Origin of the sequence: Paracoccus sp. Arc7-R13 (genome assembly GCF_004010775.1) — a bacterium.
Lineage (GTDB): Bacteria > Pseudomonadota > Alphaproteobacteria > Rhodobacterales > Rhodobacteraceae > Paracoccus > Paracoccus marcusii.
This window is the reverse complement of record NZ_CP034810.1, coordinates 1,712,931-1,727,805: the sequence shown is the minus strand read 5'-3', so window position 1 is coordinate 1,727,805 and position 14,875 is coordinate 1,712,931. Positions and strand designations below refer to the sequence as shown.

The following is a 14,875-nucleotide window of genomic DNA, read 5'->3' as shown; positions in this document are numbered from 1 at the left end:
TCACGCCGTGCGCGCCGCGGCGGCGATGCACTGCGTCGTCGCCGGACGCGACACGATCGCGGCCACGCTGTCGGCGGTGCCGGTCACGCCCGAGCGCGACATCTGCGCGATGTCGATCAGCTCGGCGGTCGAGGCGTTGTTGACCACGCAGTCGGTATAGGGCGTGACATTGACGCCCGGCAGGCGGCGCTGCATCTCGCTGTCGACGACGTTGCGGGCGATCTGGCGCGACGCCGCGTCCAGCACGGTCGGCGCGGGCGCGACGCCGGGGGCGGTCGGCACGGCGGGGCCGGTCATGGGGACCGGGGCGACGCAGCCCGCCAGGGTGGCGGCGGCAATGCCGAAAGCGGCGATGAGATTGAAGCGCATCAGTAAACCCTTTTCTTCGGAGCGATCTTTTGCAGGTCGATCCCGCCTTCCTCGGCCGTGGTCAACGGCTCCAGGTGGACGGGGCGGTAGGCCAGTTTAACCTTGTTCCCATCGACCCAGGCAAGCGAATGCTTGCGCCAGTTGGCGTCATCCCGCTCAGGGTAATCCTCGTGCGCATGGGCGCCGCGGCTCTCCTTGCGGGCCTCGGCCGCGACGATCGTTGTCAGGGCGTTGGGCATCAGGTTGGTCAGCTCCAACGTTTCCATCAGGTCCGTGTTCCAGATCAATCCGCGATCGGTGACCTTGATGTCATCCATCTTGCCCGCGATGCCCTCCATCTTGACCACGCCCTCGGCCAGGGTCTTGTCGGTGCGGAAGACGGCAGCATCCAGCTGCATCGTGCGCTGCATCTGGTCGCGCAGCTCCGCGGTGGCCATGGTGCCTTTGGCATGGCGCAGCCCGTCGAAACGGTCCAGCGCGCGGTCGACCTCGGCCTTGTTGGTTGCGGGAACGGCACCGGCACGGTCCACGACCTCGCCGGCGCGGATCGCGGCGGCGCGGCCGAACACCACCAGGTCGATCAAGCTGTTCGACCCAAGACGGTTCGCACCATGCACCGACGCACAGCCAGCCTCGCCCACGGCCATCAGGCCGGGGAAGATCGCATCGGGATTTTCTTCCGTCGGCGCAAGGACTTCGCCCCAATAGTTCGTGGGAATTCCACCCATGTTGTAGTGAACCGTCGGCAAAACCGGGATCGGCGCACGGGTCAGATCGACACCGGCAAAGATCTTGGCGCTTTCACTGATGCCGGGCAGGCGCAGGTCCAGCGTCTCCGGCGGCAGGTGCATCAGGTTCAGGAAGATGTGGTCCTTGTCGGGACCGACGCCGCGACCTTCGCGGATCTCCATCGTCATGCAGCGGCTGACGACGTCGCGGCTGGCCAGGTCCTTGTAAGTGGGCGCATAGCGCTCCATGAACCGCTCGCCTTCCGAGTTCGTCAGGTAACCGCCTTCGCCCCGCGCGCCTTCGGTGATCAGGCAGCCCGAGCCGTAGATGCCGGTCGGGTGGAACTGCACGAATTCCATGTCCTGCAGCGGCAGGCCCGCGCGGGCGACCATGCCGCCACCGTCGCCGGTGCAGGTATGGGCGCTGGTCGCGCTGAAATAGGCGCGGCCATAGCCGCCGGTCGCCAGCACCACCATCTTGGCGTTGAAGACGTGCATCGTGCCGTCATCCAGCTTCCAGCAGACGACGCCGGTGCAGCGGCCATCGGTGATGATCAGGTCCAACGCGAAATATTCGATGAAGAACTCCGCGTTGTTCTTCAGCGACTGGCCGTACAGGGTGTGCAGGATGGCGTGGCCGGTGCGGTCGGCCGCGGCGCAGGTGCGCTGGACCGGGGGGCCTTCGCCGTATTCGGTGGTATGGCCGCCGAAGGGGCGCTGATAGATGCGCCCGTCCTCGGTCCGGCTGAACGGGACGCCGTAATGCTCAAGCTCGTAGACGGCCTTGGGGGCCTCGCGCGCCAGGTATTCCATGGCGTCGGTGTCGCCCAGCCAGTCCGACCCCTTGACGGTGTCGTACATGTGCCACTGCCAGCTGTCGGGGCCCATGTTGGACAGCGACGCGGCGATGCCGCCCTGGGCCGCGACGGTGTGCGAGCGCGTCGGAAAGACCTTGGTCACGCAGGCCGTGCGCAGCCCCTGTTCGGCCATGCCGAGCGTCGCGCGCAGACCCGCGCCGCCGGCCCCGACGACGACCACGTCATAGTCATGAACGATTGTTTCGTAAGCTGCCATGTCGTCCTCAGATCGCGGGAAGGGTGAAGGCCATCTTGGCCAGCGCAAAGATGGCGGCGGCGATCACGCCCCAGCCAAAGATCGCGATGGCGACCATCGTCAGTTGCTGGGCGGTGCCGTGGACATAGTCCGCGATTGCCCCGCCCTGAGAGCCCTTAATGAAATGGATCATGCCTACGATGACGAACAGCGCGGTGATGATGCCGGGAAAGGGTCGGCCGAAATGGGCCACGACCTGATCCTGGGGCAGGCCGATGGCGCCGCCCACGGCGATCAGGAACAAGGGCGTCAGCACGATCAGCGCATAGCTGCTCATCGTGATGTTCCAGTGATGCGCGGTGCCGGCGCGGGCAGAGCCCAGACCCTGGGCGGCCTTGCGGGGGGTGATGTAACGCATGATGCCCTCAGCCGATGAAGAAGATGATCAGGCTCAGCACGGTCAGCGCGACCGAACCGATGATGATGGCCCAGGAGCCGCGCTTGGCCTCGTCGATCTCAAGGCCCAGGCCGTTGTCGTAGAACAAGTGGCGCACGCCCGACAGCGCGTGGAACCACAGCGCCCAGGTGGAGGCTGTCATGATCAGGAAGCCCAGCCAGGACCGCAGGACCCAATCGGCCGTGGCGAAGGCGCCGGGGCTGCTGACTGCGGCGACCAGCCACCAGACCAGCAGCAGGATGCCCACCGACAGTGCGTGCCCGGTGATGCGCGTCAGGATCGAGGTGACCGCGGGGATCGGCAGGCGATAGACCTGAAGATGGGGGGAAAGGGGCCGGTTGCCCCGGTTCACGTCGGCCATCGGCGGCCCTCCTTTGTCGGTTCAGCTTGTCCCGTCGCAGGGGCCCGGAAGGGACCGGGCTGGCCGCGCGGGCTGGCGATTGGTGCCGTTCTTGACGCTACAGATGCCATCTGTCATCCGCAGATACCACCCCGCGCGCGCAAATGACGCGGAAATGGGGCTTTGTGATCACAGGCACGGCGGCTGTGATCACAGGTTTCCCGCCGTTAGCGGCGGACATCGAAACGTCGCGACTCGACGCGCCGTCACACCGGCATCAGCGCCCAATAGTCCAGATCCAGCAGCACGTCCGGCAGGTACTTGCCCTGATCGTCGCGCAGCGTGCCGGCCGGCGCGCCGTTCCGCGTCGCGACCAGCCGCAGGCGGATCGCGCCGATGCCCGGCGCATCCGTCGGCGCACGCTCCAGCACCTGGGACCAGGCGCGCACCGTATCGCCGGCAAAGCATGGATTGGCATGCGCTCCGGCATTCAGCGCCACGATCATCTGCGCGTTGGCCAACCCGTTGAAGGACAGCGCGCGCGCCAGGCTAATGACATGGCCGCCATAGATCAGCCGCCGCCCGTCGGGACGATGCGTGGCGTCGAAATGCACCTTGGCCGTGTTCTGCCACAGGCGGGTGGCCAGCATGTGCTCGGCCTCCTCGATGGTGACGGCGTCGACATGATCGATGACCTCGCCCACGGCATAATCGCCCCATCGGTGCGGTTCCCCTGCCAGATCAAAGTCGTATTCGGCAAAGCTCAACCCCTCCGGCACGATCAGGTCGGCCGCGTCGACGCTGTCGGCCAGATCGGGAACCACCGCCTCGGGCGCGGGGGACTGGGGGTCGCGCTTGCGGACCATGACCCACCGGACATAGTCCAGCACGACTTCGTCCACCTGGTTCAGACCCTGGGTCCGCACCCAGACCACGCCCGACTGGCCGTTGGAGTTCTGCCGCAGGCCGATCACCTCGCTCTCGGAGCGCAGCGTGTCGCCGGGCCAGACCGGCCGCAGCCAGCGCCCCTGGGCGTATCCCAGATTGGCCACCGCGTTCAGGCTGACATCGGGCACCGTCTTGCCGAAGACCGTGTGGAAGGCCAGCAGATCGTCCAGCGGGCTGCCGTCCAGACCACAGGTGATCGCGAATTCGTCCGACGAATACAGCGCATGCCGCGCAGGATAGAGCGCGTGGTACAGCGCCCGTTCGCCTTCCGCCACGGTGCGGGGCACGGCGTGGCGGATGGTCTGGCCGACGGTGTAATCCTCGAAGAACCGGCCGGGATTGGTCTTGGTCATTGCTGTCCCAGCTTCATGTCGGGGTGGTATTCGGCCTCGATCTCCTTGGTGACGGCCTGCCCCATGCGCATCACGCCCTTGATCGGGTCATGGGCCATTGACGGGCTGCCATGCAGCGACCAGCCCTTGGACAGGGCCTCGCTGACGCGGTGGCAGAACTTGGACGTGTCGTCGTCGGTGATGCAGCGATAGATCAGGGGCATGTCAGGCTCCTCCGAAGGGCCAGGGGCCGATCCAGCCGTGGATCAGGCCGATCACGATCATGACGATGACGGCGCCGACGGCGGCCATCGCCTCCTTGCGGGCGGGGAAGGGTCCGGTCGGGCGGACCCAGGGGCTGGCGCGGTTGATCGCCACCATCTCGACGAAGGACCAGGCCAAGAGGCCGCCGAACAGGATGAAGGACGGCGTGTCGCCGTTCACCAGCAGATGCGCGCCCGCCCACAGGGCAAAGCCCCACAGCATCGGGTGGCGGGTCATCGCGGTCACGCGGGTCTTCATGCCGCTGGCCGCGAACAGATAGAGGGCGACCAGGACCAGCAGGTTGTTGATTCCCACCAGCGCCGGGTTCGGCCCCCAGAAGAACGCGCCCGTCGCGCCCTGATAGCCGATGACCATCAGGATGATCGACAGGACCAACAGGCCCGTGACCATGCCTTTGCCCCGCTCGCCCATCGAGGCGCGGCTGGCGGGGGCCACCCGCTTGTAGAGATGCGCCGCCCACCACAGGGCCACGCCTAGGATCAGGATCAGCATCTGGCTTTCCTCTTGCTGGAGCTTGTGGCGCGCAGACTGCCCTTATTGCGCCATGGCCGCAATCGCCTGCGCACGGTCCAGCGTCTGGCGCGCGGTGGCGACGTGCAGGTTCTCGACGATGCGGCCATCGACGACGGCGACACCCTGCCCCTGCGCGGTGGCCGCATCAAACGCCTCGATCTGGCGGCGGGCCAGGGCGACCTCCTCCTCGGTGGGCGCGAAGGCGGCGTTGGCGATGTCCAGTTGGGCGGGGTGGATCAGGGTCTTGCCGTCGAACCCCATGTCGCGGCCCTGTTCGCATTCCGCGCGCAGGCCGTCTTCGTCCTTGAAGGCGTTGAAGACGCCGTCGACGATCACCACCCCATGCGCCTTGGCCGCCAGCAGGCACAGCCCCAGCCCGGCCATCATCGGCAGGCGGTCGGCGCGGAAGCGGCTGCCCAGATCCTTGGCCAGGTCGTTCGTGCCCATCACCATCCCCGCCAGCCGCGGATGCGCCGCGATGCCGGCGGCGTTCAGCATGCCCAGGGGTGTCTCCATCATCGCCCAGAGCGGCGTGTCGGGGATCAGCGCGGCCACGCGGTCCAGATCGTCCGGGCCGTCCACCTTGGGGATCAGCACCGCATCGATGTCCAGCCCGGCGCAGGCGCTGGCATCGTCCGCGCCCCATGCCGTGGACAGCGCATTGATGCGCACGATCCGCGCACGGGGGCCGTAATCCTGGGTCAGGGCCTGGGCCAGCGCGTCGCGCGCGGCGGCCTTGGCATCGGGGGCCACAGCATCCTCGAGGTCAAAGATGATCGCGTCGGCGGCAAGGCCACGGGCCTTTTCCATCGCACGGGCATTGGCGGCGGGGATGTACAGAACCGAGCGGTAGGGACGAGCCATGAGAAACCTCCGGGCAACAATGTTGCGCCTTGGTGCCGCGTTGCGCCATATATGGCAAGCGAAAAATGCCGCACTGCGGCGATCAGCCCGCCAGCCCCTGCCAGATCAGCCGCAGCGACACCGCCAGCAGACCCCAGGTGATCAGCCGATAGAACAGCGCGGGTGGAATGATCCGCACCAGCCGCAGCCCCACCCAGACCGCCGCCAGCGACACCGGCATCAGCACCGCCGCCGTGGCCAGGTTCGCCGGCGACAGTTGGCCCAAGGCGGCATAGGGGATCAGCTTGACCCAGTTGCCGATGGCAAAGAACCAGGTCGTCGTGCCTGCATAGATCAGCGGCGACAGACGCAGGGGCTGGGCATAGACCTGCCACAGCGGCGCGCCCGCATGGCTGACGAAGCTGGTGTAACCCGCAAGCCCGCCCCAGATGGTGGCCGCCCTGCCCCGCGCGGGCCGGGGCACGGCGTCCAGTGCCGGTCGGATCAGCGCGTTCAGCGCGAATCCCAACCCGATGACCCCCACGATCAGCGTGACGCCCCGCACCGGCACGATGCTGGCCGTGGCCCAGCCCACCGCGATCCCCCCCATCGCCCCGGGGCAGCGCCAGCAGCAGCACGCGCCGGTCCAGGTTGCGGCGGAACGCGATCAGCCCGCCCACGTCGGACACCACGTAGATCGGCAGCAGCAGCCCCGCCGCCTGCACCGGCGACATCACCAGCGACATCAGGGGCACGCTGATGATGCCCACCATCGCCAGCCCGCCCTTGGACAGGCCCACGGCGATCGCCGCGATCACGGCCAGCGCCCAGCCCGCGCCCGACAATTCCAGCATGGGCCTCTCCCTGCACGACGTGCAATCTGTGGCCCGTGGCGGGGATGAAGACAAGTGTTAGCACAACCATGCCACCCGGCCGTGGGACCGTCTTGCGATTCCTTGCGCGACCGCTTACCCCTGCCGCACCTTTTCACCACCCAATCGGAGGTTAACCATGGCCCGACCCAAAATCGCACTGATCGGTGCGGGGCAGATCGGCGGCACGCTGGCGCATCTGGCCGCGATGAAGGAACTGGGCGACGTCGTCCTGTTCGACATCTCGGAAGGCACGCCGCAGGGCAAGGCGCTGGACATCGCGCAATCGGGCCCGTCCGAGGGATTCGACGCCCGCATGAAGGGCGCCAACGATTACGCCGACATCGCCGGCGCCGACGTCTGCATCGTGACCGCGGGCGTTCCGCGCAAGCCGGGCATGAGCCGCGACGACCTCTTGGGCATCAACCTCAAGGTCATGAAATCCGTGGGCGAGGGCATCGCCAAGCACGCCCCCGACGCCTTCGTGATCTGCATCACCAACCCGCTGGACGCGATGGTCTGGGCGCTGCGCGAGTTCAGCGGCCTGCCCCACAACAAGGTCTGCGGCATGGCCGGCGTGCTGGATTCGGCGCGCTTCCGGCACTTCCTGTCGCTGGAGTTCAACGTGTCGATGCGTGACGTGACGGCCTTCGTGCTGGGCGGCCATGGCGACACGATGGTGCCGCTGACCCGATACTCCACCGTGGCGGGCATCCCGCTGCCCGACCTGGTCAAGATGGGCTGGACCACGCAGGAGAAACTGGACGGCATCGTCCAGCGCACCCGCGACGGCGGCGCCGAGATCGTGGGCCTGCTGAAGACCGGCAGCGCGTTCTATGCCCCCGCGACCAGCGCCATCGAGATGGCCGAGGCGTACCTGAAGGACCAGAAGCGCGTCCTGCCCTGCGCGGCGCATGTGGACGGTGCCTATGGCCTGAAGGGCATGTATGTCGGCGTGCCGACCGTGATCGGCGCCGGCGGCGTGGAAAAGATCATCGACATCAAGCTGGACCGCGACGAACAGGCGATGATGGACAAGTCGATCGAGGCCGTGAAGGGTCTGGTCGAGGCCTGCAAGGGCATCGATTCCTCGCTGGCCTGATCTTCGCTTGCGAAATCCCGGAACGGCGCGCCATGATCGGCGCGCCGTTTCCCGTTTCAGGTGTGCCATGCGCTGTCTTCTTGCCGTCCTGTCGCTGCTTGCCGCGCCCGCCCTGGCGCAGGAGACGTCGGCCCTGATCGCGGAGCGGGGCCTGGCGGGGGCACGGACGCAGCTGCTGGCGCAGGCGCCCTCGGCCGACCGCGACCTGGCCATCGCCGCGACACGGTTCCTGGGCGGGGTCGAGGCCGCGTTCCAGGCCCGCCACCGGATCGGCGCGACGGACCCGCTGGTGCCCCTGTCGCTGCTGGGGGCGACGCTGCCGCCGAACCCCGATCCGCAGCCGATGACGGCCGATTTCGTCACCGCGATGATGCGCGACCTGTCGCAGGCCATGCGGGACACCCGCGACGCCCTGCCCGACGGCCCCGCGACGCTGACCCTGGACCTGCGCGACCTGTGGCTGGACGTCGACGGCGACGGCACGCGCGGTCCGACCGAGGATCTGGCGGCGCTGTCGGGCCTGCCCCTGCCCGAAGGCCCGGCTGTGGTGCGGTTCGACGCCGCCGACATCCATTGGCTGCGTGCCTATACTCATCTGATCGACGGGGTGGCGACGCTGATCCTGGCCTTCGATCCCGAACCCGCGCTGGCGCAGCGGATCGCGCTGGATGCGGCGCTGGCCGAACAGTTTGCCCAACCGCCCGGCCAGATGGCCCGCGCACCCAATTTCGACATGCAGGCCCGCGCCTTCGGCCCGATGGTGGACAGGATGGCGGTGGTGATCCAGACGCTGCGCCGCCAGCCCGACCCTGCGCTGACCCGCGCCGCGGGGGATCATCTGCGGGCGATGGTCGCCGCCAACCGCGTCTTCTGGACCGAGGTCGCGCAGGAGACCGACGACGACCGCGAATGGATTCCCAACGATGCCCAGCAGGCGGCGCTTGGCTTTGCCCTGCCGCCGGAGACGGGGTCGATGTGGCTGGCGATCCTGGACGAGGTCGACCAGGCACTGACCGGCCGGATGCTGATCCCCTTCTGGCGCTTTGCCCCCGGACATGGGGTCGACCTGGCGATGTGGCTGGACGATCCGCGCCCGGTCGATGTGGCGGACTGGGTCCAGGGCACCGCCGCCCTGCCCTATGCCCGCCCCGGCCTGACCGTCGGGCGCGACAACTGGGACCGGTTCCTGAACGGCTTTCAGGGCCGGGCGGGGCTTTACATGCTGCTGCTGAACTGACCGCGGCGCGCGAATCAACCTGCTTGCGCTATCGGCGCGGATGTTTGTGATCACGGCAAATCTGGCTGTGATCACATTCGGCGGCTTCCCGCCGGTTTTCGGCATTTTACGGGGAATTCGTTTCTGTGTGCCCTTCATGCGTGGCACAAGGCCCCAAATCTGTCGAACCGAATGAGGGGGTCGAGATGAACATCCACGAATACCAGGCCAAGGCGCTGCTGCGTCAATACGGCGCGCCCGTCAGCGAAGGCCGCATCGTGATGAAGGCCGACGAGGCCAAGACCTGCGCCAGCGAGATGGACGGTCCGCTGTGGGTCGTCAAGGCGCAGATCCACGCCGGTGGCCGTGGCAAGGGCCATTTCACCGAGGCTGCGGCCGGTGAGAAGGGCGGCGTCCGCCTGGCAAAGTCGGTCGAGGAAGCCGAGGAACTGACCCGCCAGATGCTGGGCCGCACCCTGGTCACGCACCAGACCGGACCGGCCGGCAAGCAGGTCAACCGCATCTATATCGAGGACGGCAGCGACATCGCGCGCGAGCTGTACCTGGCCCTGCTGGTGGACCGTCAGACCTCGCGCGTCAGCTTCGTCGCTTCGACCGAGGGCGGCATGGACATCGAGGAAGTGGCCGAGCACACCCCCGAGAAGATCGTCAGCTTCAGCGTCGATCCGGCGTCGGGCCTGTCGGATTTCCACGGCCGCCGCGTGGCCTTTGCCCTGGGCCTGGAAGGCCAGCAGGTCAAGCAGTGCGTGGCCCTGGTCAAGAACCTGTATCGCATGTTCATCGAGAAGGACATGGAGATGCTGGAGATCAACCCGCTGATCGTCACGCCCGAAGGCCAGATCAAGTGTCTGGACGCCAAGATGGGCTTTGACAACAACGCACTCTATCGCCAGCCCGACATCATGGCGCTGCGCGACGAGACCGAGGAGGACAGCAAGGAGCTGGCCGCCTCCAAGTTCGACCTGAACTACATCGCGCTGGACGGCGAGATCGGCTGCATGGTGAACGGCGCAGGCCTGGCGATGGCCACGATGGACATCATCAAGCTGTTCGGCGCCGAGCCCGCCAACTTCCTGGACGTCGGCGGCGGCGCCACGACCGAGAAGGTCACCGAGGCGTTCAAGATCATCACCAGCGACCCGAACGTCAAAGGCATCCTGGTCAACATCTTCGGCGGCATCATGCGCTGCGACATCATCGCGGAGGGCATCATCGCCGCCGTGAAGGAAGTCGGTCTGCAGGTCCCGCTGGTCGTCCGCCTGGAAGGCACCAACGTCGAGCTGGGCAAGGAGATCATTGCCAACAGCGGCCTGAACGTGATCGCCGCCGACGACCTCAAGGACGGCGCCGAGAAGATCGTGAAAGCGGTCAAAGGCTGATCCATCCGGGCGCGCGGGTCACGCGCGCCCTCCTCTGGAACATCGCGGTGCGTCTGGCGCCGCTTACGCAAGGAGGCCATGATGGCCGTTCTCGTCGACAAGAATACCAAAGTCATCTGCCAGGGGATCACCGGATCCCAGGGCACCTTCCACACCGAACAGGCGATCGCCTATGGCACGCAGATGGTCGGTGGCGTGACGCCGGGCAAGGGCGGCACGGATCACCTGGGCATGCCCGTCTTCAACTCGGTCCACGAGGCCGTGGCCAAGACCGGCGCCAATGCGTCCGTGATCTATGTCCCGCCCCCGTTCGCGGCGGATTCGATCCTGGAAGCCATCGACGCGCAGATCCCGCTGATCGTCTGCATCACCGAAGGCATCCCGGTGCTGGACATGATGCGCGTCAAGCGCGCGCTGGCCGGGTCGCAGTCGCGCCTGATCGGGCCGAACTGCCCCGGCATCATGACCCCCGACGAATGCAAGATCGGCATCATGCCGGGCAGCATCTTCCGCCGCGGGTCGGTCGGCGTCGTGTCGCGTTCGGGCACCCTGACCTATGAGGCGGTCAAGCAGACCTCGGACGTGGGCCTGGGCCAGTCCAGCGCGGTCGGCATCGGCGGCGACCCGATCAAGGGCATGGAGCATATCGACGTGCTGCAGATGTTCCTGGACGATCCCGAGACCGAGTCGATCATCATGATCGGCGAGATCGGCGGATCGGCCGAGGAAGAAGCCGCCGAGTTCCTGGCCGAGCAGAAGCGCAAGGGCAAGTGGAAGCCCACCGCGGGCTTCATCGCGGGCCGCACCGCCCCTCCGGGCCGTCGCATGGGCCATGCCGGCGCGATCGTGTCGGGCGGCAAGGGCGACGCGGAATCCAAGATCGAGGCCATGAAGAAGGCCGGCATCATCGTCGCCGACAGCCCCGCGGGCCTGGGCGAGGCCGTGCTGAAGGCGATCAAGGGTTGATGATTTGACAGTCCGCCCCCCGGTACCCACCTGTTGGGGGGCGGATTGACGCAAAGGGAAAGACCGTGGACCAGCAGGCAGGCCAACACGACATGACCGCATCCGCGCCCCGCGCGGGCCGGTGGCTGTCGCTTGTGGCGCTGCTGGGCCTTGCGGGCTGCGGGGACAGGATGACCAACGACATCCTGCCCGGCGGCATCCCGGCGCGCACCAACCTGCACCAGGCCAGCGGCCTGCCGCCGGAATCGGTGCGCACTGTCTCTCGGCGGGATTTCGGGTGGCGGGTGATCTATCGCCCCGCCTATGCCCCGCCGAATGCCGAAAGCCGCACCGCCGTCGCGCTGTGCGGCCTTGAACGTCGGGCCCCGCTGCGGATCCAGCAGCAGCCCCGGCTTGACCCGACCGCCGATCCCGGCGCCCGCATCTTCGACATCTACTGCGCCTGATCCAACCCATATTTGCCCTGAACGGGGACCAGCCATGACCGACCAGCCAAAGAACACCGATTTCCACGATTCCTCGTTCCTGCAGGGCCATAACGCGGCCTATGTGGAACAGTTGTACGGCCAGTGGGCCAAGGACGCAGGCGCGGTGGACGAAGCCTGGGACAGCTTCTTCCGCTCGCTTGGCGACGATCAGGACGTGGCCGTCCGCGAATCCGAGGGTGCAAGCTGGAAGCGCGCCGACTGGCCGCCGGTCCCCCAGGATGACACCACCAGCGCCCTGACCGGCGAATGGCCCTCCGCGTCCAAGGGCGACGCCGACGCCGCGATCAAGAAGATCGCCGCCAAGGCCGAGGAAAAGGGCCTGAAGCTGTCGACCGACCAGATGCGTCAGGCCGTGCTGGACAGCATCCGCGCGCTGATGCTGATCCGCGCCTTCCGCATCCGCGGACACCTGCACGCGCAGCTGGACCCCCTGGGCCTGCGCGAAGTGCCCGATCATGGCGAGCTGAAGCCCTCAACCTATGGCTTTGGTCCCGGCGACATGGACCGTCCGATCTTCATCGACAACGTCCTGGGCCTGGAGATCGCGTCGATCCGCCAGATCACCGACCTGATGACCCGTACCTATTGCGGCACGTTCGCGCTGCAGTACATGCACATCTCGAACCCCGAGGAAGCCGCCTGGCTGAAGGAGCGGATCGAGGGTTACGGCAAGGAGATCGCCTTCACCCGCGAAGGCCGTCGCGCCATCCTGAACAAGCTGGTCGAAGCCGAGGGCTTTGAGAAGTTCCTGCACGTCAAGTACATGGGCACCAAGCGCTTCGGCCTGGACGGCGGCGAGGCGCTGATCCCCGCGATGGAGCAGATCATCAAGCGCGGCGGCGCGCTTGGCGTGAAGGAGATCGTGTTCGGCATGCCGCACCGCGGCCGCCTGTCGGTCCTGGCCAACGTGCTGTCGAAACCCTATCGCGCGATCTTCCACGAGTTCCAGGGCGGCAGCTTCAAGCCCGAGGACGTGGACGGTTCGGGCGACGTGAAATACCACCTGGGCGCCAGCGCCGACCGTGAATTCGACGGCAACAATGTCCACCTGTCGCTGACCGCCAACCCCAGCCACCTGGAGGCCGTGAACCCGGTCGTGCTGGGCAAGGCGCGCGCCAAGGGCGACCAACTGGGTGACCTGACGGACCGCAGCTCGGTCCTGCCGATCCTGCTGCACGGCGACGCGGCCTTTGCGGGCCAGGGCGTCGTGGCCGAATGCCTGCAGCTGTCGGGCATCCGGGGTCACCGCACGGGCGGCTGCATCCACATCGTGGTGAACAACCAGATCGGCTTTACCACCGCGCCGGCGTTTAGCCGCACCTCGCCCTATCCGACCGACATTGCGCTGATGGTCGAGGCGCCCATCTTCCACGTGAACGGTGACGACCCCGAGGCCGTGGTCCATGCCGCCCGCGTGGCCATCGAGTTCCGCCAGAAGTTCCGCAAGGACGTGGTTCTGGACATCATCTGCTATCGCCGCTTCGGTCACAACGAAGGCGACGAGCCGATGTTCACGAACCCGGCGATGTACACCAAGATCAAGGCGCAGAAGACCACGCTGCAGCTGTACACCGAACGCCTGGTCGCCGACGGGCTGATCCCCGAGGGCGAGATCGAGGACATGAAGGCCGCCTTCCAGGCGCACCTGAACGAAGAGTTCGAGATCGGCAAGAACTACAAGCCGAACAAGGCCGACTGGCTGGACGGCAAGTGGTCGGGCCTGAACCGCGAGGGCACGGACTATATCGCAGGCGAGACCGGCATCACCCCCGAGGTGATGACCCAGGTCGGCCGTGCGCTGACCAACGCGCCGGATGGTCTGACCCTGCACAAGACCGTGGGCCGCCTGCTGGAAGCCAAGAAGCAGATGTTCGAGACGGGCGAAGGCTTTGACTGGGCCACGGCCGAGGCGCTGGCCTTCGGTTCGCTGGTGACCGAGGGACATGGCGTGCGCCTGTCCGGTCAGGACAGCACCCGCGGCACGTTCAGCCAGCGGCATTCGGCCTTCATCGACCAGAAGTCCGAGGACCGTTACTATCCGCTGAACAACATCGCCGAGGGTCAGGCCCGCTATGAGGTCATCGACAGCATGCTGTCGGAATACGCGGTGCTGGGTTTCGAATATGGCTATTCGCTGGCCGAACCCAACACGCTGACCCTGTGGGAGGCACAGTTCGGCGACTTCGCCAACGGCGCGCAGATCATGTTCGACCAGTTCATCTCCTCGGGCGAGAAAAAATGGCTGCGCATGTCCGGCCTGGTGATGCTGCTGCCGCACGGCTTCGAGGGCCAGGGCCCCGAGCACAGCTCGGCCCGCCTGGAGCGGTTCCTGCAGCAATGTGCCGAGGACAACTGGATCGTCGCGAACTGCACCACGCCCGCGAACTACTTCCACATCCTGCGCCGGCAGATCCACCGCGGCTTCCGCAAGCCGCTGGTGCTGATGACGCCGAAATCGCTGCTGCGCCACCCGCTGGCCATCAGCCGCGCCGAGGAGTTCCAGTCGGGTTCGACCTTCCACCGCGTGCTGTGGGATGACGCGCAGCGCGGTCGTTCGGACACCAAGCTGGTGGCCGATGACCAGATCAAGCGCGTCGTCGTGTGTTCGGGCAAGGTCTATTACGACCTGCTGAAGGCGCGCGACGAGGCCGGCATCACCGACACCTATCTGCTGCGCCTGGAGCAGTTCTATCCGTTCCCGGCACAGTCGATGGTCAAGGAACTGGGCCGCTTCAAGCAGGCCGAGGTCGTCTGGTGCCAGGAGGAGCCCAAGAACCAGGGCGGCTGGAGCTTCGTCGAGCCCTATCTGGAATGGGTGCTGGAGCGGCTTGGCGCCAAGCACACCCGCGCGCGCTATGCGGGCCGGAACGCCGCGGCCTCGGTCGCCACGGGCCTGGCATCGCGCCACAAGGCCGAACAAGAGGCGCTGGTCGCCAACGCCCTGAACCTTGAAGGATGATCCG

16 protein-coding genes are annotated in these 14,875 nt (G+C 66.9%); 7 read left to right on the top strand and 9 right to left on the bottom strand.

The window, feature by feature from the left end:
- The 9 genes from EOJ32_RS08580 to EOJ32_RS08540 form a co-directional block, all read right to left on the bottom strand.
- A complete protein-coding gene (locus EOJ32_RS08580; RefSeq protein WP_052715122.1) occupies positions 1-369 on the bottom strand; it encodes a hypothetical protein in 369 nt (122 codons plus the stop codon).
- Entirely contained in the window at positions 369-2,171 is a 1,803-nt protein-coding gene (sdhA, locus tag EOJ32_RS08575; protein WP_127898274.1) for a succinate dehydrogenase flavoprotein subunit, read from the bottom strand. The genes EOJ32_RS08580 and sdhA overlap by 1 nt, the downstream gene beginning before the upstream one ends.
- Positions 2,172-2,178: 7 nt before the next feature.
- Entirely contained in the window at positions 2,179-2,568 is a 390-nt protein-coding gene (locus tag EOJ32_RS08570) for a succinate dehydrogenase, hydrophobic membrane anchor protein (RefSeq protein ID WP_045999429.1), read from the bottom strand.
- A 7-nt stretch (positions 2,569-2,575) separates the two neighbouring features.
- Positions 2,576-2,968: a succinate dehydrogenase, cytochrome b556 subunit gene (gene sdhC, locus EOJ32_RS08565; RefSeq protein WP_127898273.1), complete on the bottom strand. Its 393-nt coding sequence runs from the start codon at positions 2,966-2,968 to the stop codon at positions 2,576-2,578.
- A gap of 245 nt (positions 2,969-3,213) precedes the next feature.
- Positions 3,214-4,248: a MaoC family dehydratase gene (locus EOJ32_RS08560; protein WP_127898272.1), complete on the bottom strand. Its 1,035-nt coding sequence runs from the start codon at positions 4,246-4,248 to the stop codon at positions 3,214-3,216.
- Entirely contained in the window at positions 4,245-4,451 is a 207-nt protein-coding gene (locus EOJ32_RS08555) for a DUF1737 domain-containing protein (protein ID WP_045999432.1), read from the bottom strand. Before EOJ32_RS08555 ends, EOJ32_RS08560 begins: the two co-directional genes overlap by 4 nt.
- 1 nt (position 4,452) lies before the next feature.
- The gene (locus EOJ32_RS08550) at positions 4,453-5,004 is read right to left on the bottom strand and encodes an NnrU family protein (RefSeq protein ID WP_127898271.1); all 552 of its coding nucleotides are present in this window, start codon (positions 5,002-5,004) and stop codon (positions 4,453-4,455) included.
- Between the two features lie 42 nt (positions 5,005-5,046).
- Positions 5,047-5,889, bottom strand: a complete 843-nt coding sequence (locus EOJ32_RS08545) for a CoA ester lyase (protein WP_127898270.1) — start codon at positions 5,887-5,889, stop codon at positions 5,047-5,049.
- Between the two features lie 82 nt (positions 5,890-5,971).
- Positions 5,972-6,463, bottom strand: coding sequence for a sulfite exporter TauE/SafE family protein (locus EOJ32_RS08540; RefSeq protein ID WP_240542385.1), 492 nt, complete (start codon positions 6,461-6,463; stop codon positions 5,972-5,974).
- Positions 6,464-6,627: 164 nt separating this feature from the next.
- Between EOJ32_RS08540 and EOJ32_RS20405 the strand changes: the two genes are divergently transcribed.
- The 7 genes from EOJ32_RS20405 (at position 6,628) to EOJ32_RS08510 (ending at position 14,871) form a co-directional block, all read left to right on the top strand.
- Positions 6,628-6,783: a hypothetical protein gene (locus tag EOJ32_RS20405; RefSeq protein WP_240542384.1), complete on the top strand. Its 156-nt coding sequence runs from the start codon at positions 6,628-6,630 to the stop codon at positions 6,781-6,783.
- A 96-nt stretch (positions 6,784-6,879) separates the two neighbouring features.
- The gene (gene mdh, locus EOJ32_RS08535; RefSeq protein WP_045999436.1) at positions 6,880-7,842 is read left to right on the top strand and encodes a malate dehydrogenase; all 963 of its coding nucleotides are present in this window, start codon (positions 6,880-6,882) and stop codon (positions 7,840-7,842) included.
- A 67-nt stretch (positions 7,843-7,909) separates the two neighbouring features.
- Positions 7,910-9,079 (top strand): hypothetical protein, encoded by a 1,170-nt coding sequence (locus tag EOJ32_RS08530; RefSeq protein ID WP_127898269.1) that lies wholly within the window; start codon positions 7,910-7,912, stop codon positions 9,077-9,079.
- A 185-nt stretch (positions 9,080-9,264) separates the two neighbouring features.
- Entirely contained in the window at positions 9,265-10,458 is a 1,194-nt protein-coding gene (sucC, locus tag EOJ32_RS08525; RefSeq protein ID WP_127898268.1) for an ADP-forming succinate--CoA ligase subunit beta, read from the top strand.
- 81 nt (positions 10,459-10,539) lie between these two features.
- Complete coding sequence (gene sucD, locus EOJ32_RS08520) at positions 10,540-11,424, top strand: succinate--CoA ligase subunit alpha (RefSeq protein ID WP_045999684.1); 885 nt, start codon at positions 10,540-10,542, stop codon at positions 11,422-11,424.
- 65 nt (positions 11,425-11,489) lie between these two features.
- Positions 11,490-11,870, top strand: coding sequence for a hypothetical protein (locus EOJ32_RS08515; protein ID WP_127898267.1), 381 nt, complete (start codon positions 11,490-11,492; stop codon positions 11,868-11,870).
- Positions 11,871-11,904: 34 nt separating this feature from the next.
- Positions 11,905-14,871: a 2-oxoglutarate dehydrogenase E1 component gene (locus tag EOJ32_RS08510; protein WP_045999439.1), complete on the top strand. Its 2,967-nt coding sequence runs from the start codon at positions 11,905-11,907 to the stop codon at positions 14,869-14,871.
- Positions 14,872-14,875 lie beyond the last annotated feature (4 nt).